This window comes from Streptomyces sp. NPDC039480 (genome assembly GCF_055597165.1).
This window is the reverse complement of record NZ_JBVITX010000014.1, coordinates 178,103-195,988: the sequence shown is the minus strand read 5'-3', so window position 1 is coordinate 195,988 and position 17,886 is coordinate 178,103. Positions and strand designations below refer to the sequence as shown.

At 70.8% G+C, this 17,886-nt stretch carries 17 protein-coding genes and 1 pseudogene; 13 read left to right on the top strand and 5 right to left on the bottom strand.

The genetic code is table 11. The features are described from left to right. Nucleotides 1–182 precede the first annotated feature (182 nt). The 5 genes and pseudogenes from ACZ56E_RS35175 to ACZ56E_RS35155 all read left to right on the top strand — a co-directional run. The gene (locus ACZ56E_RS35175; protein ID WP_471220588.1) at nt 183–767 is read left to right on the top strand and encodes a TetR/AcrR family transcriptional regulator; all 585 of its coding nucleotides are present in this window, start codon (nt 183–185) and stop codon (nt 765–767) included. A 43-nt stretch (nt 768–810) separates the two neighbouring features. Further along, the gene (locus ACZ56E_RS35170) at nt 811–1,326 is read left to right on the top strand and encodes a diadenosine tetraphosphate hydrolase (protein ID WP_471220586.1); all 516 of its coding nucleotides are present in this window, start codon (nt 811–813) and stop codon (nt 1,324–1,326) included. Between the two features lie 160 nt (nt 1,327–1,486). Further along, nucleotides 1,487–1,846 carry an ArsR/SmtB family transcription factor gene (locus ACZ56E_RS35165; RefSeq protein WP_471220584.1) on the top strand — a complete coding sequence of 120 codons (360 nt, stop codon included), beginning with the start codon at nt 1,487–1,489 and terminating at the stop codon, nt 1,844–1,846. Between the two features lie 128 nt (nt 1,847–1,974). Beyond that, complete coding sequence (locus tag ACZ56E_RS35160) at nt 1,975–2,286, top strand: hypothetical protein (RefSeq protein WP_471220582.1); 312 nt, start codon at nt 1,975–1,977, stop codon at nt 2,284–2,286. Nucleotides 2,287–2,519: 233 nt separating this feature from the next. Beyond that, nucleotides 2,520–3,125 (top strand): annotated as a pseudogene (locus tag ACZ56E_RS35155) (MFS transporter); the annotation flags it as partial. A gap of 148 nt (nt 3,126–3,273) precedes the next feature. Here ACZ56E_RS35155 and ACZ56E_RS35150 read toward each other — a convergent pair. Further along, complete coding sequence (locus ACZ56E_RS35150) at nt 3,274–5,295, bottom strand: hypothetical protein (protein ID WP_471220580.1); 2,022 nt, start codon at nt 5,293–5,295, stop codon at nt 3,274–3,276. A gap of 214 nt (nt 5,296–5,509) precedes the next feature. Here ACZ56E_RS35150 and ACZ56E_RS35145 point away from each other — a divergent pair, with 214 nt between their 5' ends. The 8 genes from ACZ56E_RS35145 to ACZ56E_RS35110 all read left to right on the top strand — a co-directional run bounded on the left by ACZ56E_RS35145 (nt 5,510) and on the right by ACZ56E_RS35110 (nt 13,043). Beyond that, the gene (locus ACZ56E_RS35145) at nt 5,510–5,950 is read left to right on the top strand and encodes an HAD domain-containing protein (protein WP_471220685.1); all 441 of its coding nucleotides are present in this window, start codon (nt 5,510–5,512) and stop codon (nt 5,948–5,950) included. Nucleotides 5,951–6,131: 181 nt separating this feature from the next. After that, nucleotides 6,132–6,737, top strand: a complete 606-nt coding sequence (locus ACZ56E_RS35140) for a hypothetical protein (RefSeq protein WP_468611806.1) — start codon at nt 6,132–6,134, stop codon at nt 6,735–6,737. Nucleotides 6,738–7,019: 282 nt separating this feature from the next. Continuing rightward, nucleotides 7,020–7,379, top strand: coding sequence for a hypothetical protein (locus tag ACZ56E_RS35135; RefSeq protein WP_468611808.1), 360 nt, complete (start codon nt 7,020–7,022; stop codon nt 7,377–7,379). Between the two features lie 89 nt (nt 7,380–7,468). After that, nucleotides 7,469–8,926, top strand: a complete 1,458-nt coding sequence (gene argG / locus ACZ56E_RS35130) for an argininosuccinate synthase (RefSeq protein ID WP_468336889.1) — start codon at nt 7,469–7,471, stop codon at nt 8,924–8,926. Nucleotides 8,927–9,221: 295 nt separating this feature from the next. Further along, a complete protein-coding gene (locus tag ACZ56E_RS35125) occupies nt 9,222–10,415 on the top strand; it encodes an acyltransferase family protein (protein WP_471220576.1) in 1,194 nt (397 codons plus the stop codon). Beyond that, nucleotides 10,412–10,897 (top strand): GNAT family N-acetyltransferase, encoded by a 486-nt coding sequence (locus ACZ56E_RS35120; protein ID WP_471220574.1) that lies wholly within the window; start codon nt 10,412–10,414, stop codon nt 10,895–10,897. Before ACZ56E_RS35125 ends, ACZ56E_RS35120 begins: the two co-directional genes overlap by 4 nt. A 62-nt stretch (nt 10,898–10,959) precedes the next feature. Continuing rightward, nucleotides 10,960–12,078 carry a winged helix DNA-binding domain-containing protein gene (locus ACZ56E_RS35115; protein ID WP_471220572.1) on the top strand — a complete coding sequence of 373 codons (1,119 nt, stop codon included), beginning with the start codon at nt 10,960–10,962 and terminating at the stop codon, nt 12,076–12,078. A 125-nt stretch (nt 12,079–12,203) separates the two neighbouring features. After that, nucleotides 12,204–13,043 carry a class I SAM-dependent methyltransferase gene (locus tag ACZ56E_RS35110; RefSeq protein WP_471220570.1) on the top strand — a complete coding sequence of 280 codons (840 nt, stop codon included), beginning with the start codon at nt 12,204–12,206 and terminating at the stop codon, nt 13,041–13,043. Here ACZ56E_RS35110 and ACZ56E_RS35105 read toward each other — a convergent pair. The 4 genes from ACZ56E_RS35105 to ACZ56E_RS35090 form a co-directional block, all read right to left on the bottom strand. Then, nucleotides 13,040–14,089 (bottom strand): hypothetical protein, encoded by a 1,050-nt coding sequence (locus tag ACZ56E_RS35105; RefSeq protein ID WP_471220568.1) that lies wholly within the window; start codon nt 14,087–14,089, stop codon nt 13,040–13,042. The two genes, ACZ56E_RS35110 and ACZ56E_RS35105, sit on opposite strands and share 4 nt — an antisense overlap. A gap of 81 nt (nt 14,090–14,170) precedes the next feature. Next, nucleotides 14,171–16,318 carry a hypothetical protein gene (locus tag ACZ56E_RS35100; protein ID WP_471220566.1) on the bottom strand — a complete coding sequence of 716 codons (2,148 nt, stop codon included), beginning with the start codon at nt 16,316–16,318 and terminating at the stop codon, nt 14,171–14,173. Nucleotides 16,319–16,394: 76 nt separating this feature from the next. After that, nucleotides 16,395–16,856 carry a hypothetical protein gene (locus ACZ56E_RS35095; RefSeq protein ID WP_468611823.1) on the bottom strand — a complete coding sequence of 154 codons (462 nt, stop codon included), beginning with the start codon at nt 16,854–16,856 and terminating at the stop codon, nt 16,395–16,397. 117 nt (nt 16,857–16,973) lie between these two features. Then, entirely contained in the window at nt 16,974–17,882 is a 909-nt protein-coding gene (locus ACZ56E_RS35090; protein ID WP_471220563.1) for a TSUP family transporter, read from the bottom strand. Nucleotides 17,883–17,886: the final 4 nt, after the last annotated feature.

Genomic DNA, 17,886 nt, shown 5'->3' with positions numbered 1-17,886 from the left:
AGGTGCCGGTTGCTCCCGCGTTTCGGCTGTCCTGCCGGTCGGTGCGTACACCGGGACCTGCGGTGGTGGTCGGGCCGGAATGCCACGGATCGGAAGGGGCAGAAAGACCAGTCTGTCTCGTGGCGTCTTGCCTAGACCATGGCAGCGGGCGGCGGCTCTGTCCAGGGCTATTCTGGACGGTGATGGACAGCGAATCGCCGACGGAGACGGGCCAACTGACGCCTCGTGAACGGATATTGAGGACCGCGTACGAGCTCTTTTCGCGACGCGGTATTCGCGATGTCGGCGTCGAGGAGGTCATCGCGCGGTCCGGAGTCGCCAAGGCGACTCTCTACCGGCACTTCCCCTCGAAGAACGATCTCGTGCTCGCCTTCCTCGCCTGCCGGGAGCGGCAGTGGACGCTCGGCCTCGTCGCGGCGGGTGCCCGCAGCAGGGGCGGCACCCCCGAGGAACAGTTGCTCGCCATCTTCGACGTGTTCGACGAGTGGTTCCGCAGCGACGAGTTCGATGCCTGTACGTTCATCAACGTCCTGCTGGAGATGGGCTGGGAGCATCCGCTGGGCCTGGCCTGCATCAAGTACCTGCAGAACATCCGCTCTTTCGTACGCGGTATGGCAGAGGAAGCCGAGCTGCGCGACGCCGACTCGTTCGCCCGGTCGTGGCACATCCTGATGAAGGGCGCGATCATTTCGGCGGCCGAAGGAGACACCGACGCGGCGCTGCGGGCCCAGTCGATGGCACGCCTCCTGATCGCGCACCACCGCTGACCGGGGCAGTTGGTGGGATGCCGCGATCGCATAGGTTGCCGTCATGACGGATGACTGGCGTACGGACCGCATCGGAAGTGCCCTGCGTGGCGAAAACCCCACCGTGATGCGGCGGTTGACGGCGGGGTTCGCGGCGTTCGGGGACGTTCAGTTCCTGCCGGGGTACTCGGTGCTCCTGGCCGACGACCCGCGCGTGGAGCGGCTCTCCGACCTCCCGAAGGTGCAACGGCTGGCGTTTCTCTCCGACATGGACGCGCTCGGAGAAGCCGTCGAGCGGGCGTGCCGACGCCTCGACCCGGAGTTCCGGAGGGTGAACCTGGAGATCCTCGGCAACACCGACGGCTTTCTCCACGCGCACGTGTGGCCGCGCTTCGCGTGGGAACCGGCCGACCTGGTGCGGATGCCGGTCTGGCTCTACCCCCGTGAGCACTGGCACGACGAACGGTACGCGCTGACGTCCGCGCACGACGGGAACGACCTGCACGACCGGTACGGCCGGGTGGACCTGCTGCGGACGGCGATCACCGAGGAACTCGACCGGCTGACCACGCGGGACTGATCGGACGCGCCATCACGCGACCGGTGAGCACCCGGCCGACCTCGCACGCCGGGGGCAGCCCGCTCGATGAGGCGAGCGACTGCACTGTGGGGCTCGGCGCGCAGCTACGACCGCATCGATGCCAGAACTACCACATCCGAATCCCGCCTACGATGAGGCCATGCCGGAGCGCGCCCCATCCTCACCTGCACACCATGGGCACCAACGGAGTCCGGGCAAAGAGCAGTTGGAGACCGCCACGACCGTGTTCGCGCTGCTCGCCGACCCGACCCGACTGCACCTGCTGTGGCTGCTGGCCGGGGGAGAGGCGGACGTGACCGAACTGGCCACCGTGAGTGAGGCGGCGCGGCCCGCCGTCAGCCAGCATCTGGCTAAGTTGCGGCTCGCCGGCCTCGTCCAGGCCCGCAAGGACGGCCGCCGCATGGTCTATTCGCTGCGCGACGGCCACCTGCGCCGCCTGGTCACCGAGGCGCTGAACCACGCGGACCACCAGGTCACCGGGGCGCCCTGGCACCCCTGATCGGCGTATTTCCGTAGCGATCAGCGTGTTTGCGTACGATCAACGCGCGATTCTGTACGACGCGTGCGCAGGTGCGCACACGTCGTCTACCGTGAGGGGTCCGGGCCACCGACCCAGGGGACACCCCCATGCGCTCAGTGCTCCAGAACCGCACGTACCGCCGCCTGTTCACCGCTCAGGTCACGGCCCTGGCGGGCACGGGTCTGGCGACCGTCGCCCTGAGCCTGCTGGCGTACGACCTCGCGGGCGCGGCAGCCTCCGCGGTCCTCGGCACCGCGCTGGCCATCAAGATGGTCGCCTACGTGGGTCTCGCTCCGGTGATCGGCGCCCTCGCCGAACGCCTGCCCCGCCGGGCCCTGTTGGTCGCGAGGACGGCATCCGGGCCGGCATCGCGCTCGCCCTGCCGTTCGTCGGCCACGTGGGTCAGGTGTACGTCCTGATCTTCCTGCTGCAGGCCGCGTCGGCTGCCTTCACGCCCACCTTCCAGGCCACCCTCCCCGAGATCCTGCCGGCCGAGCGCGACTACCTCCGCGCCCTGTCCCTCGCCCGGCTCGCCTACGAACTGGAGAGCCTGCTCAGCCCGGTGCTCGCGGCCGGGCTGCTCGCGCTGATCAGCTACGACTGGCTGTTCGCGGGCACCGCCCTCGGCTTTCTCGCCTCCGCCGCGCTGGTCATGTCGGTCGTCCTGCCCACACCGCTCCCGGTCGAGCGCGGCGGCGGCGTCCGCGCCAAGGCGACGTTCGGCGCGCGTCTGCACTGGGCCACACCCCGGCTGCGCGCGCTGCTGGCGCTCGATCTCGCCGCGGCCGCCGGTGGCTCCATGGTCGTCGTCAACACCGTGGTGCTCGTACGGGATCACCTGCACCGCGGGGCGGGCGATGTGTCGCTGGCCGTGGGCGCGTTCGGCGCCGGTTCCATGGTGGCCGCCCTGCTCGTGCCGCGTGCCGTGGAGCGCTTCGGTGACCGCCCGGTGATGCTGCCCGGCGGCTTCGTGCTCGGCACGGCCCTCGCGTCGTCCACCATCGGCCTCGCGCACGGAACGTGGTCCTGGCCGGGACTCCTGGCCGCCTGGGCGCTGCTCGGCGCGGGCTCCTCCATGGTCCTGACCTCGGCCGGCCGGCTGGTCCGCCGTTCCGCCGCGCCCGCCGACCTGCCGGCCGCGTTCGCCGCCCGGTTCGCCCTCACCCACAGCTGCTGGTTGCTCACCTACCCCCTGGCCGGCTGGCTGGCCTCCGCCGCCGGAATGACGACGGCCGCCGCGGTGCTCTCCGGCGTCGCGCTCGCCGCCGCGACCTCGGCCGCGCTGCTGTGGCCGGCCCGGGACCCGGCCCGCCTCGCGCACCTCCACACCACCCTGCCCGCCGACGACCCCCACCTCGCCGACGCCCACGCCGGACCGCACGGCTGGCGGCACGCGCACCACTACGTCATCGACGCCCGCCACCCGCGCTGGCCTGCCCCGGACCATGCCCACGGGACGCGTCGGCCCCCACCTCGGCCAGCTCCCCGCCGTCCGCAAGACGTGCCCGCACCGTCACCCGTGCGTCCTCTGGGGCCCGCACGGCCAGGAAGCGGCCGCGCTTCTCGGCGTCGACCTCGTCTCTGACGGACGTCACGGAGATCCGGGTGACGTCGCGGCTGCCCGCGGCGAGGAGATACCGGTGCCCGGAACCCGCCGTCCACCGGGCGCTCGCCACCACATGCTGGCCGAACCGGCTGCACGCGGCGGTCGGCCCGGCCCGCCCGACGACCCGCGAAGGCGAGGACTCCGAGGACGTACGGAACCCGAGCAGTACGCTGCCCGGTCCGCGCCACGTCGACGCGCGCGTGCAGGACCACACGGCGCGACCGCCGTCCTCGGGCAACTCCTGCTCGGCGAAGTCCCACTGATTGACGGCCCGTACGCCGTCGCCCCGCAGCCCGGAGAGGTGGCACGCGCCCCGCGCCCAGGCCGCCAGCGCCGCACCGCTGGTGGCCTCGCGCGGCTGACGGGCCGGCGCGCCGGTGCCGGGCGGCGGGGTGTAGCTGAGGTGGGCCGGAGCGAGGTCGCCCAGGTCGGCGACGAGGAAGGCGTGCTTCTCCACGATCCTGGCGGAGGACCGCAGTTGCATGACGGGCAGGCTGTCGCACGGCCCCGCGCCCGACGGGGTGTCGACCGCCTCGGTGAGACCCTCGCCGGACACGTCGAGCGGGTGGCCGGCCGCGTCGGGCCGCAGCAGATCACGGGACTGGGCCTCCGTGATCCACGGAGCGGTGAGATAGCGGGCCTTGCCGTCGGCACGGCTGACGGCGAGCGCCGCCGCCGTGGTGACGTCGGCGTCGTCGGTGCGGGAGAAGTCCAGGGACGCCGGTTCCGTCACGGAGCGCGGCTCGCCGTAGCGGACCACGCGTCGGCCGTCGTGGAACAGCACGACGGCCTCTCCGCCCACGACGTCGGCGTACAGCAACTGGGTGGTCCTGGGCGGCGGTTCGGTGGTCGTGGCCCGGGCGGCGCGGACACGGGTGCCGCGCGGCGGCTCGGTCCACGCGGAGAGCGCGCGGGTGAGCAGGGCGCGGTCGTCGGCGCGGGAACCGCGGGCCGGCCACGCGGTGAAGTCCACCCGCGAGGTGTCCGCCCACACGTCGGGCGAGGTGCGGAGCAGCGCGGCGGCACTGATCGCGGGGCGGCCGCCCGAGGGCCGTGACGGGCCGTCCCCGGGCAGGGGCACGGAGTCGAGCGTCGTCAGCACGGCGCAGCTGAGCGCGGCGATCCCCGCGACGCACCAGCCGAGCCGGAACCGGCGCCTGCGGCGCAGCAGATCGGTGGGCCGGGTCTGGACGGAACAGGCGTCGAACTCCTGCGACCGCAGCAGCGCGCCCGCCGCGTCCCCCACGGCCTCCTCGACGCGGCAGGCGGCACGCAGCGCTTCCTCCGGGTCGGACACGTCGGCGGCCGCGAGCAGTTCGACGACCTCGGCACGGGCCAGACCGTCCAGACTGCCGAGCACGAACGCGGCACGGGCGGGCGCGGACACCCTGGAGAGGGTCTGCGCCAGCGCGATCTCCTCGGTGCCACCGGCGCGGGGGAACAGCCGCAGGCCCCAGACGACCGGCAGCGTGGGGCGCAGCGCACGGGGCGGCGGCAGACGCTTCGGCCAGCCGCGCGGCCGACGCTCACGCGCCAGTGCCGCGCCCAGCACACGAGCCGTCATCCACGCCGTCTCCCGCGTGCGGTCGCCCGTCCTCGGCCGCGGAACCGGCGACGGCGCCCGCGGCGGCAGGAAGCCGGGCAGGGCGCGCTGCACGAGGGCATGTGCGGCGAGGACGCGCCGGTGCCGGCTGAGAGCGCTGGGCAGCGTGAGATAGGCGAGGCGTACGAGCCGGGTGTACTGGTCGACGATGACGGCCTCGGCGCGCTCGAGGGTCACCGGCTTGGGCCCCTTCACGCGGCGCCGTTGCGAAGTGCTCATCGATCGAAGGGCCTTCCGAAGGCTGACGGTGTTACGTCCTGACCTCCGTCAAACGAGTGAATCGTGCGATGGTCACCGCCGAGCGGCGGGGGCCCCGCTCCAGGACACCGTGACCCACCGGTAACGTGCCCGCGTGCACAGCCCGGAACAGCGCCCCCTCCTCTTCCTCGACGTCGACGGCCCCCTCATCCCGTTCGGTGCCACGTCGCGGGAGATGCCGGACGGCTATCCGACATACCCCGCCGGTCCCGCGGCACCGGATGCCGGGGCGAACCCGCTGCTGGCAAGGGCCGATCCGGGACTCGGCGCCCGTTTGCTGGCGCTGCCGTGCGACCTGGTGTGGGCGACGACCTGGATGACGGACGCGAACGAGTACGTGGCGCCGCGGCTCGGCCTGCCCCGGCTGCCGCTGGTGGACTGGCCCGAGCCGTCGGACGCGGACGGACGGGGCGGGCTGCACTGGAAGACGCCGACGCTCGTGGGGTGGGCGGCCGGCCGGGACTTCGCGTGGGTCGACGACGAGATCGGCGATGTGGACCGTGCCTGGGTCGCGGCGCATCACCCCGGGCGGGCTCTGCTGTGCCGGGTCGATGCGCGGTACGGCCTCGGTGACGCCGAATTCCTCGCGCTGGAGGAGTGGCTGCGGGCGGGGTGACTCCCTTGCGGCCGGGGGCTGTTGCCGTTCGGTGACATGGCGGACAGAGCTGTGACGTCGGCGGGGGCAACGAGCGTGTGGGGTCGCTGGTCGTACGTGGCGTGGGACCAAAGGGCGACATCGAACGCCCGAACAGGCACTCTGACCAAGTGAGATGGGGCAAACCGTGGAGACGAAGAAGATGAACAGGCGCGGGACCAAGGGGATGTTCGTCATGGGGGCCGCGCTGGCGGCGGCGGGCGTCGTGGCCGGCACGGTGCCGGCCGCCGCAGCCGGCACACCTCGCTTCCTCGCGCCGTCCGAACTGCCGCCGCACTCCTCGTCGGCGTGGACCGCGGGACCGGTGACGGCGGGACAGCCGGACCCGCTGCCGATGTGCGTCGGCGAGGCGCTGCCGTCGATCTCCGTGCACCGCGCCTACCGCACGGACCTCGACACCGGCGCGCTGCAGGTGACCGTGGTCGAGCGCAGCGAACAGCGGGCCAAGGACTTCGCCGCCCTCCTGCGCAAGAACCTCGACGGCTGTGCGAAGAAGGTGATGCAGCAGTACCCCGACATCACCGCGAAGCAGAAGTACTACGGCAAGGTGAACGCCGAGGAGGGGGCACACGTCTACGGCGTCCACACCACCGCCACGTGGGGAGCCTCCGACATCAACATGTTCTCCGTCGGCCGCGACGGGAACACCGTGACGCTCGTGCAGTGGGGCCAGATGGGCAACTTCGCGAACGCCCAGGTCGCCGACTTCAAGACCACGACCGCGACGGCCGTCAACAAGTTGTACTGATATATCGACTCCTCGACACTCCTCGGCCCCGGCGGGGCCCCGCGTGTGACGTCGGTCGCCGAGACCGACCTCGGCATTTCCGGGACGGGGTGGGAGAATCGGCCGACAGACCGTGACCCCGCCCCGCTCCTTGCCGGTGCGGTGCGACGGTCGCGTCGTACGAGGATCCGGCCGGGGAGAGGCCGGGAGCCCGGTAACGCACCCGGCGCCCGGTGTGGGGAGGAATCGACGGTGGTGGAGTGGCGGTACATCGCCAAGGGCGCAAGAGCCGTTCCTGAACCCATGGGCACGCCGTTCGTCTGGACGACGGCCTGCTCGGGCTCCCTGGTGCTGGTGATCACGTTCGACCTGCTCGGCGCGCTCGACCGCACCGGCCTCGCCCTCGCGGCGCTGTCCGTCCTTGCGGCGCTGCTCGGCATGCTCGGCCGGTTCGTCGCGGCGCCGGGCACGGCCCTGCTGTGCTGGGCCCTGCTGAACGTCTTCGCCACCCACCCCACCGGCGAGCTCTCCTGGGCCGGGCACCGGGATCCCGGCTGGGTGGCGTGCCTGCTGGCCGCCGCTCTCATCGGCACGGCGACGGCCCGGGTGTGGTACGCCCGGGCCGCGTACCGCCGTATCACGCCGTTCGACGGCGCGGCCTGACTTCCGTCCCGCAGCCCGCGTACCCGCTCCGGTGGCGGCCGGTCATGCACGTCTTTGCATGACCATGCGCGATGATGCATACTCTTCCTATGTCTAAGGTCCTCACCTCCCTCCCCGCCGGCGAGCGCGTCGGCATCGCCTTCTCCGGCGGTCTCGACACCTCGGTCGCGGTCGCGTGGATGCGCGACAAGGGCGCCGTCCCGTGCACCTACACGGCCGACATCGGGCAGTACGACGAGCCCGACATCGCCTCGGTGCCCGGCCGCGCCAAGACCTACGGCGCGGAGATCGCGCGCCTGGTCGACTGCCGCGCGGCGCTGGTGGAAGAGGGCCTTGCCGCGCTCACCTGCGGCGCATTCCACATCCGCTCGGGCGGCCGCGCGTACTTCAACACCACGCCGCTCGGCCGCGCCGTCACCGGCACCCTCCTCGTCCGGGCGATGCTCGAGGACGACGTGCAGATCTGGGGCGACGGCTCCACCTTCAAGGGCAACGACATCGAGCGGTTCTACCGCTACGGCCTCCTTGCCAACCCGCAGCTGCGGATCTACAAGCCCTGGCTGGACGCCGACTTCGTGACCGAGCTCGGCGGCCGCAAGGAGATGTCGGAGTGGCTGCTCGCCCACGAGCTGCCCTACCGCGACAGTACGGAGAAGGCGTACTCCACGGACGCCAACATCTGGGGCGCCACCCACGAGGCCAAGACGCTGGAGCACCTGGACACCGGTGTGGAGACCGTGGAGCCCATCATGGGCGTGCGGTTCTGGGACCCCGAGGTCGAGATCGCCGCCGAGGACGTGACGATCGGCTTCGACCAGGGCCGCCCGGTGACGATCAACGGCAAGGAGTTCGCCTCCGCCGTCGACCTGGTGATGGAGGCCAACGCCATCGGCGGCCGCCACGGCATGGGCATGTCGGACCAGATCGAGAACCGGATCATCGAGGCCAAGAGCCGCGGCATCTACGAGGCGCCGGGCATGGCCCTGCTGCACGCCGCGTACGAACGCCTCGTCAACGCGATCCACAACGAGGACACCCTCGCCCAGTACCACAACGAGGGACGGCGCCTCGGCCGGCTGATGTACGAAGGCCGCTGGCTCGACCCGCAGGCGCTGATGGTGCGTGAGTCGCTGCAGCGCTGGGTGGGCGCGGCTGTCACCGGTGAGGTGACGCTGCGGCTGCGGCGCGGTGAGGACTACTCGATCCTCGACACCACGGGACCGGCGTTCAGCTACCACCCGGACAAGCTCTCCATGGAGCGCACCGAGGACTCCGCGTTCGGCCCGGTGGACCGGATCGGCCAGCTCACCATGCGCAACCTCGACATCGCCGACTCGCGCGCCAAGCTGGAGCAGTACGCGGGCCTCGGCCTGATCGGCACCGCCGCGGGCACGCCCATCGGCGCCGCGCAGGCGGCCGCGACGGGCCTGATCGGCACGATGCCGGAGATGCCGGAGGGCGGCGCGGAGGCCATCGCCTCGCGCGGCCGGGTCTCCGCCGACGACGAGCTCCTGGACCGCGCCGCGATGGAGTTCGGCACGGACTGAACACACGGCTGACCCCGCTCATCTCGGGCATACAGGGCCGGTTCGACACCTCGGGTGTCGGGCCGGCCCTGTTCCTTTGCCCGTTCTCCTGGGTACTCGTGACGCCTGTACCGCATGGGGAGGGCTATGACCAGAGGGTTTTACGCGACTGTAGAAGTATCGCTAAGGTGCCCGAGATGTTCTGCGACGGCGCAACACCCGCATCTGACGCACGACGCGATCTCTCAGGCCCGGGGTCACCGGGGGAGGCACCTTGAGTGAGACCTCACGGCCGACGGGCCGTCATCGTCATGCGATGCCGCTGCCTCCTCTGCGGCCCATCGAGCACCCGCCGCCACCTCGTCCTGCCTCGGCCGCGCGAACGGCTCCGAGCGCGTCACGGCGGGCGGCGAAGCCCGCCAAGCAGCGTGACGCGTTCTTCGACAACGCCAAGTACCTGGCGATCGTCCTCGTCGCCATGGGACACGCGTGGGAACCGCTCCGCGGTGACAGCAGGGCCGCCGCGGCCCTCTACATCACCGTCTACACCTTCCACATGCCGGCGTTCATCGTCATCTCCGGCTACTTCTCCCGCAGTTTCGACGCGAGCCCGCACCGGATCAAACGCCTGGTCACCGGAGTCGCCGTGCCCTACGTGATCTTCGAGGTCGCGTACACCTTCTTCAAGCGGTGGGCGGGCGGCGACCCGGACTACCCCATCAGCCTGCTCGACCCCTGGTACCTCACCTGGTTCCTGGCCGCGCTGTTCATCTGGCGGCTCACGACCCCGCTCTGGCAGATCGTGCGCTGGCCCCTGCCGCTCGCGCTCGCCATCGCCGCGCTCGCCTCCGTCTCCCCGGACATCGGCGACGACCTCGACCTGCAACGCGTCCTGCAGTTCCTCCCCTTCTTCGTCCTCGGCCTCCTCCTCAAGCCGGCGCACTTCCAGCTGGTGCGCAGGCGCGAGGCCCGGATCCTGGCCGTACCGGTCTTCGCCATGGCGACGGCCTTCGCCTACTGGGCCGCTCCGCGGATGAACGCGGCGTGGTTCTACCGCCGCGACAGTGCCCAGGAACTGGCGGCGCCCGGCTGGTCCGGCGCCGTCATGACGCTCGCGCTGTTCGGCTGCTCACTGGTCCTCGTCGCCTGCTTCTTCGCCTGGGTGCCGGGACGCAAGCTGTGGTTCACGGTCCTCGGCGCCGGCACGCTCTACGGCTACCTCCTGCACGGCTTCCTCGCCAAGGGCTCCCGCTTCTGGGACTGGTACGAGGCCGACTGGGTCCACCGGCCGCTCGGTGAGACCACGGTGACCCTCGTCGCAGGAACCGTGATCACCCTCCTGTGCACACCACCCGTACAGCGGATGTTCCGCTTCGCCATGGAGCCGAAGATGACGTGGGCCTTCACACAGGACGCCACCGCTCTCGCCAACGGGTCCGGAGCGACGAATAGAAGGGCCCACGCAAAGCCCCGCATAGCTAAGCCACGGCGAGAGGGCAGAGTCGAGTGAGTCGTCCGGCCCGGCCGCCCGCCATCCACTTCGAGCACGTCGTCGAGACGCTGCCGGCGGGCCGCCGGGCCGTCACCATGCTGGACCCCGACAACCGCCGAGTGGGCGGCCTGGAGTATCAGATCTGCCACCCGTGCCGGCTCGGCCACATCGGCAACATCGCCGTCGCCGCCCACTGGCAGGGCCAGGGCCTCGGACGGCACGCCGTCCACATGGCCCTCACCGCAGGCACGGAGTACTCCTGGACCACGTCGCGGCAGTCGTCCGAAGGACGCCGCTTCTTCGCCGCCATGGAGGAAGAGACAGGAGTCGCCTTCCCGCCGAAGGGGGAGCGGTGCCCGCACATGGATCCCTGCGTGCTTCCCCTCACCACCGAGGAAGGGCACCGCATCGGGTGGCACACGGCACTCTCCTGGCACGCGGCGGTCCGGTGGTGCGAAACGCTCCGACGGCGGAAACGGGGAATGGAGGACAGAACCTGACCGCATCTCCTGTGACGGTGGTCCTCGGCCCGAGAGACCCGAAAGACCCGAGGAGCGGCCCCATGCCCACCGAACCCCCGACCGTGCTCGACACCCGAACCCTCGGCCGCGCCACACTCGCCCGCCAACTGCTCCTCGACCGCGCCGACATGCCCGCCCTGGACGCGGTCGCGCACCTCTGCGGTCTGCAGGCACAGGAACCTCAGGAGCCGTTCGTCGGACTCTGGTCGAGGCTGCGCGCCTTCGCACCGGGCACCCTCTCCGACCTGCTCGTCGAGCGGCGCGTGGTCCGTACGCACCTCATGCGCCGTACGATCCACCTCGTCACCGCCGACGACGCCCTGGCCTGGCGCTCCCGGCACGACGCGATGCTGCGCCAGCGGGTGCTCGGGGTCTACCGCCGTGACCTCGACGGCGTGGACCTCGACGAACTCGCCGCCGCGGGCCGGGCGGTGCTGGCCGACGGGGAGCCGCGCACCATGGCCGAGCTCACGCGAGCCGTCGCCGACCGCTGGCCGGCGCCGCCGCCGCGCTCACTGGGGGAGATGCTGATCGGGGGTCTCGTACCCATGGTCCAGGTGCCGCCGCGCGGCCTGTGGCGCACGAAGGCCGGCGTGCGCAACGCCCCGCTCTCCTCCTGGCTGGGACGGGACATCGACCCGCCCTCCCCGGACGGCTCCGATCCGGTCGGCCAGACCCTCCTGCGCCGCTACCTGGCCGCCTACGGCCCCGCCGCCACGGCGGACCTGCGCGCCTGGAGCGGCCTCGCCGGACTACCTGCCGCGGTCACCGCGGCCCGCGCGGAACTGGTCTCCTTCCGCGACGAGCGCGGCCGCGAACTCCTCGACCTGCCCGAAGCCCCGCGCCCGGATCCCGACACCCCCGCACCGGTGCGCTTCCTGCCCGCGTTCGACAACGCGATCCTCGGCTACGACGACCGCAGCCGGATCATCCACGACGCCCACCGCGGCCTGTCGGTCGCCGGGCAACGCGTCGTCCTGGTCGACGGCCGGGTCGCGGCGACGTGGACCGTGGAGAAGGAGACAGTACTGGTGACCCCGCTGCGGAGCCTCTCCCGCGCGGAGCACGCCGAAGTCGAGGAGGAGGGCACGGCGCTGGCGGCGTTCCTTTCGGACGGGACGAGCGAACGCGTACGGGTGGACGCGCGGCTCCCACGTTGATCCGCCGGACGCGTGCTCGCGGTGAGGGGGTGACCGAATCGGGGGCCGGACCGTTGAGCAGTGCACTGGACTGGCGAAGTCGGCACCTGCGTGGGTGCCGAGCAGGCCAGGAAGAGAGGTGCGCAATGCAGTCCCCCGCCACGACGGACTTCACGGGAGTCGCAGAAACCGCGTTATGGACCCTCTACCACCGCGCGGCCGAGGCGGCCCGTAAAGACACCGTACTGCCGGACCCCCAAGCGGTCCGGCTGGTGAGCGAGTTGGACTTCCCCTTCCGCCAACGGCTCGGCCCCGCCCGGCCCTGGGTGGCCCAGACCCTCGCGCTGCGAGCCCGCGCGTTCGACGGTGTGGTGCGCACCTTCCTCTCCGCTCACCCCGAAGGCACCGTGATCGCACTCGGTGAAGGCCTGGAGACGACGTTCTGGCGGGTCGACAACGGTCGGGTGCGGTGGGTCTCCGTCGACCTGCCCGACCCGCTCGCGCTGCGCACCCGCGTACTCCCGCACGGCGAGCGGCAGAGCCACGTCCCCTGCGACATCAGCCGCGACCCCGACAGCCGCTGGACAGAGCTCGTGGACCCCTCGCGCGGCGTACTGGTCACCGCCCAGGGGCTGTTGATGTACCTGGACGCCACCCGGGCACACCGACTGATCGCCGTCTGCGCGGAGACCTTTCCCGGTGGCACGATGGTCTTCGACACCGTCTCGCGCCGCTTCAGCGCACGGTGCCGGACCGGCGGAAAGGGCCCAGGAGGCTACCGCCTCCCTCCGATGCCCTGGGGAATGGACGCCGACGGACACCAGACGCTTCAAGCCGTCCACCCCGCCATCACCGAGATCCGGGACATCCCCCTCCCCGCCGGCCGCGGCCTCACGGGCCACGTGGTCTCCCGGGCCGCAACCCTGCCCATCCTCCGGAGCAACCGCCCCCTCATCACCAGCCTGCGCTTCCGCGCGGCCGTCTAAGCGCCGCGGCGCGTCCGACGCCGCAGTGGCTGCGTCGCCCTGTGCCTGACGAGGAACAGGTGCAGCGCCAGCGGGAAGAGGAAGAAGGGCAGGGCCGCCCACACCGGCCACGGCAGACGGAACCGGCCCAGCGGCGTCAGCGAGTCCGCTTTGTAGCCGGTGGTCACGTACGCGTTGTCCTCGATGGCCCGGGTGTCCAGGGAGACCAGGGTCGGGTCGTTCTCGTCGCCCGGCTTGTAGAAACCGCCGAGCGCGTAGTAGCGCCCGTAACGGGACCGGCCCTCCGGGCTGAAGTGGACGGTGACTTCCTGGCCGTGCTCAAAGACGGGGGAGGGCCCGTGGTCCGTCTGGTTCCACGTGACCGCGCACGCCATCCCCTCATTACCCGCGCACCTGGTGGGCAACTTCATGCGCACCGGGTGTCCGTAGCGCATGGCGTATTCGGCCGAGTCGTGGATGGACCCCGCGACGGCACCGAATACGGCCACCAGTACGGCGACAGCAGCCGGCACCACGGTGAGCGTCACCTCGGCCCGGATGAGAGCCAGGACGGAAGTGGTGGCCACACCTGTTGCGACGACAGCGAGCAGGGCCAACCCGAGTCGGTAGGTCGGCGGCTCGGTGATGAAAACACCGAGGGTCAGGCAGGCCGTCGCCAGCGTCAGCGCGCCCGACACGTGGAGGGCCAGCGGCAGACCGCGTACGCCCTTGTAGTACCGCACGACCGGTACCGCCGCCACCATCACCACGGAGAGGGCGGTGATCGTCCAGACGTAGCCGTTGTTGGGGCCGGGGTCGGCCACCGCCAGTTCCACCAGGACGATGGCCAGGGTGACGATGAGGAGGACACAGCACCCCTCTGTCGCATCGCTGTCCCAGCCGCTGTCCGTGTCCGTCGTGCCCTTCTCCAGCGTGACGCGCTGGGCGTCGGCTCCGGGCTGTTCGGTTTCCGTGTCGCCTGTCGCCCACACAGCGAGCACTGCCAGGAAGGGCACTCCGACCAGGGCCGTCACGATCGCCACCAAGATGCCCTGAGCCACTGACATGTGCCGTCCTTCTGTTCGTCGTGCAGATCACTGGAAGTCACCGGGAGCCCTTGCCCCGCAAGGGCTGGACGCCGGGAAGTATCAGGAGGAAATCCGCCTGGCGCGGCGCCGGAGGATCAAGGACCGCAGCACCAGCACCCCGAAGAGCGAGATGCCCGCCACCCCGAGCCACCGCCCCGCCGCGGCCACGAAGCCCTCGTCGTCTTCACGCTCGGGCAGCCCCAGGGCCGTTTCCTTGCCGCTGCTGCTGTCGCTGTTGTTGTCCTTCGCCGGGACGCCTCCGCCGAGCCAGGCCTGTCCCTTCACCCGGTCGCTCGTGGGCTCGTCGAGTGACTGGCTCACGCTGCGGGTCAGCGTGGGCCAGGAAGTCTCCATTTGGCCGGCGCTCAGAGAGGTGAGGCGTACCTTGGTGAAGTCGACGCCGCCGTAGATGTATGTCTTCGCGTACACGTGATCGTCCTTGCGGGTACGGTGCGTCACCTTGAACTCGCCTTTGGTGTACGAGCGCACATACGCGTCGAAGGTGTCCCTCGGCTTCCACTTCTCTCGCGTGACATACGCGTCGACGTCACCCGCGTCGATCATCGCCCCGTAGGTCGTGCTCTTGCGCAGGCTCAGCTCCCGGTACCACTCGGCGGCGATCCTGCTGAGGTACACGCGCCGCAGCTCGGCGTACTCCGGAGCGGTGTTTACCGCCTTGACCACGTGGGGCAGGATCATCCGCCGGAACTGGGACTCGTTGTGCTCCTGCACCTGCTCGGACTGCTGAGGGCACGAGGCCTTGCCCGAGCCGTCGTGCTGCTTGAGGTACTGCGTCTCCATCTGGACGTCCAGCGGCGCCTTGAGGATGTGCAGCTCGTCGCCCTTGGTGTGCACCGTCGCGGGCGAAGGCACGATCCAGGTGCGGAACGACGTGCACTCGCCCGACAGCGACTGCCAGTAGTCCGCGCCGCGTTCCGTGTCCGGGTGGATCAGCTCTCCGGTCGTCTTCTTGAGCATCAGGTCCGCTTCCAGCAGCACCCGCCCCGTATCGGTGCGGCCGAGCCGGGAGTCGATGATCCGGTCGGGTTCGTTGGGGTTGAGGTTGACCCAGAACGTCGAGGGGGCCAGCTGCAGCCAGGTGAAGAAGGAGTCGGAAGCCTTCCGCGCGTCCGCGAGACCCGTGAGCGAACTTCCCTTGCCGGATCGGCCGACGGGCGCCTGGAAGGCATACCGTAGGCCGTTGCCCGGGCCCGGATCGGCCAGATAGCGCAGTTCGAGCCGGGTGAAGTCGATCCCGCCCGCGCCCTGGGCACCGGCCGCGAGCCCCTGCGCGAGGCCGCCGGGCTTCTGCGGACTCTGCTCGCCGCAGTCTGCGGTGCGGCCCACCGTGAAGGCGGCTCGCTGCACGCCGGAGCCGGAGCCGTAACTGGTGGCAGCGGGGCGCTGCACGCTGTGCGCCTGTGTCGGCGGGCAGTTCGACGGCCGAGCGGTGAACAGATGGCCGGCCGCTTGCTTCATCGCGGCGGTCCCGGCTTCGAATTCCCCGGTGTCGTAGCGGGAGCCGATGTGGATGACCCGGACATGGGGATTGCCCTGGTACTCCTTCGCGACCACCTCGGCCTGTGCTCTGTTCTCCGCGACGAACACCACGTTGTCGGCCTGGTTGTCGTTGCCGGGCAGCTTCTTGTTGATCGTCTTGGTGAAGGAGCCGATGTCGACGGGGCTGGTGGAGGAGCGGGAAGTGCCCGTCGAGTCGAGGACGTCCACGCTGACGAGCCGTCCGTTGCTCCAGCCGAGCTTCAGCATGTCGGCGGTCGTTCCGGAGAGTGCGCCCGAGGCGATCCTCCCCTTGGGAACCAGCGGATCCTTCTTGTCATTCTGGTGGATGTACTCGAAACCGGTCCTGGTCCTGCGGTCATAGGCCAGCCCCGCCTTCCCCAACTGCTCGTTCATGAAGGCGAGAGCGGCGTTCGCGTTGTCGTTGTCTCCCGTGTCACCGATGCGGTGCGGGACACCGTTCGCGTCGATGATGAACTTGTCGTCGTCAATGGTCGTCTTCGTGAGCGGAGGGCCCCACTGGGTGTAGACGGGCGGGGTGGGCGAGGGGCCGGCGACGGCCCCCGGTGCCACCCCCGATCCGAAGCCGAGCAGGACCGCGACACCAGCGGCGACCGCCACCAACAGCGCGGCCCGGCGTCGGCGTTCCGGTGAGCCCGCGCAGGGCCAGAACGCTTTCCGTCGACCCATGACCGACCGCACCCCCGTCGTGTTGCACTGACGCGACATTCTTCTCAGGGGTGATCCATACACCGTGCTTCGTACTTCACGCAGGCAAAGTTGGGCCAGTTGGACCAGAAGGATGAGTCGGTGGTGGGTACGGTCCGGTTCGGTCCCGGTCGGTTCTGCTGAGCGTGCCGGTGACGCTGATGCCGGGAGCGAGGTGCCGGGATGTGCGCGGGAGAGGGATCTCGGTGAGCTTGCCGTCGTGGAGCATCCACAGGCCGAAGCAGTCGTCCTCCTCGTCGCGGACGAGGACCTGGACGGAGTACGGGTCGGGCCACGGCAGGGACTCCAAGTGCGGCAACAGCCCGTACCAGTTGAGCCGGGTGAACTGGACGACCCAGGCGTAGCACTCCCGTGAGCTGGAGTGGGCGCCCGAGAACACGGAATTGTCGACGCGGGTGAAGCACTGGTACCACTCGCGCTCGGCGGACGGGCGGGTGAGCGGTTCCATCACTCCTTCGGCATCGCGGGCAAGGACGATGACCTCGGCGTATCTGCTCATGCCCGCAGTGTGCCGCGCCCCGCAGCGTCTCGACGGCGCACCGCGCACGCGCCCGTCATGGCAGGACCAGCGGGGTGATGCTGACCACGACGGGCCAGCTCGGGGGCGCGCCGTGGCTCAGGCGTGGCGGGCGAGTTTGACCGAGGACACGAGCAGGATCAGGGCGAGTACGGGGATGAGTACCAGGTCGGAGAACACGCCGAGCAGCAGCCCGCCCAGCAGCGCACCGGCGATCGAGCCCCCGGCCATGACCAGGGCGAAGCGGAGGTGGGTACCCAGCACCGCGAAGCTGCCGTCGCGGCTGTAGCGCGCGAAGGCGACCAGCATGGTCGGCAGCGACACCAGCAGCGACAGGCTTCCCGCCGTCTTGATGTCCACCGCGAAGAGCAGCACGATCGTCGGGATCAGCAGCTCACCGCCGGCCACGCCCATGATGGCGGCGACCACCCCGATGCCGAAGCCCGCCACGACGCCGCAGCACACCTGAGCCCACAGCGGCAGCGCGAGCGTCTGGACGGTGGCGATGTGCGTGACCAGCAGCGCCGCCGCCATGAGCACCATCAGCGCCGCCAGCACCTTGTACAGGGTGGAGCCGCGCATCCGTACCGCCCAGGCCGCGCCGGCCCACGCGCCCAGCAGACTCCCGGCCAGCAGGTTGACCGCGACCGGCCAGTGCCCTGCCACCTCGGCAGCGGACACCGCGCCCAGGCGGGCGGGCAGCGCGACCAGGACCACGACCAGGCTCATCGCCTTGTTCAGGATCACCGCGGAGAGTGCCGCGAACCCGAAGAGACCGATCAGGAGCGGCAGACGGAACTCCGCGCCGCCCAGACCGATCATCCCGCCGAGCACGCCGATGACCGTTCCCGCGCCGAACACCAGGGGCGTGGAGCGGGTCCTGCTCGCAGGGCGGGTCGGGTCGGACGTCAGAGGCGAAGTCATGCCCGGCAGTCTCCAATGATCATGTCGCCGCCCGGCAGTGGAGAAAGCGACGAAAGGAGCGAGGCTCCCACGTCCTTTCCGCACCCAC

Excerpts from the sequence above, each read along its gene's own strand:
- ACZ56E_RS35175 (WP_471220588.1), top strand. The coding sequence starts at position 183 with ATGGACAGCGAATCGCCGACGGAGACGGGCCAACTGACGCCTCGTGAA.
- ACZ56E_RS35170 (WP_471220586.1), top strand. The coding sequence starts at position 811 with ATGACGGATGACTGGCGTACGGACCGCATCGGAAGTGCCCTGCGTGGC.
- ACZ56E_RS35165 (WP_471220584.1), top strand. The coding sequence starts at position 1,487 with ATGCCGGAGCGCGCCCCATCCTCACCTGCACACCATGGGCACCAACGG.
- ACZ56E_RS35160 (WP_471220582.1), top strand. The coding sequence starts at position 1,975 with ATGCGCTCAGTGCTCCAGAACCGCACGTACCGCCGCCTGTTCACCGCT.
- ACZ56E_RS35150 (WP_471220580.1), bottom strand. The coding sequence starts at position 5,295 with ATGAGCACTTCGCAACGGCGCCGCGTGAAGGGGCCCAAGCCGGTGACC.
- ACZ56E_RS35145 (WP_471220685.1), top strand. The coding sequence starts at position 5,510 with ATGCCGGACGGCTATCCGACATACCCCGCCGGTCCCGCGGCACCGGAT.
- ACZ56E_RS35140 (WP_468611806.1), top strand. The coding sequence starts at position 6,132 with ATGAACAGGCGCGGGACCAAGGGGATGTTCGTCATGGGGGCCGCGCTG.
- ACZ56E_RS35135 (WP_468611808.1), top strand. The coding sequence starts at position 7,020 with ATGGGCACGCCGTTCGTCTGGACGACGGCCTGCTCGGGCTCCCTGGTG.
- argG (WP_468336889.1), top strand. The coding sequence starts at position 7,469 with ATGTCTAAGGTCCTCACCTCCCTCCCCGCCGGCGAGCGCGTCGGCATC.
- ACZ56E_RS35125 (WP_471220576.1), top strand. The coding sequence starts at position 9,222 with ATGCCGCTGCCTCCTCTGCGGCCCATCGAGCACCCGCCGCCACCTCGT.
- ACZ56E_RS35115 (WP_471220572.1), top strand. The coding sequence starts at position 10,960 with ATGCCCACCGAACCCCCGACCGTGCTCGACACCCGAACCCTCGGCCGC.
- ACZ56E_RS35110 (WP_471220570.1), top strand. The coding sequence starts at position 12,204 with ATGCAGTCCCCCGCCACGACGGACTTCACGGGAGTCGCAGAAACCGCG.
- ACZ56E_RS35105 (WP_471220568.1), bottom strand. The coding sequence starts at position 14,089 with ATGTCAGTGGCTCAGGGCATCTTGGTGGCGATCGTGACGGCCCTGGTC.
- ACZ56E_RS35100 (WP_471220566.1), bottom strand. The coding sequence starts at position 16,318 with ATGGGTCGACGGAAAGCGTTCTGGCCCTGCGCGGGCTCACCGGAACGC.
- ACZ56E_RS35095 (WP_468611823.1), bottom strand. The coding sequence starts at position 16,856 with ATGAGCAGATACGCCGAGGTCATCGTCCTTGCCCGCGATGCCGAAGGA.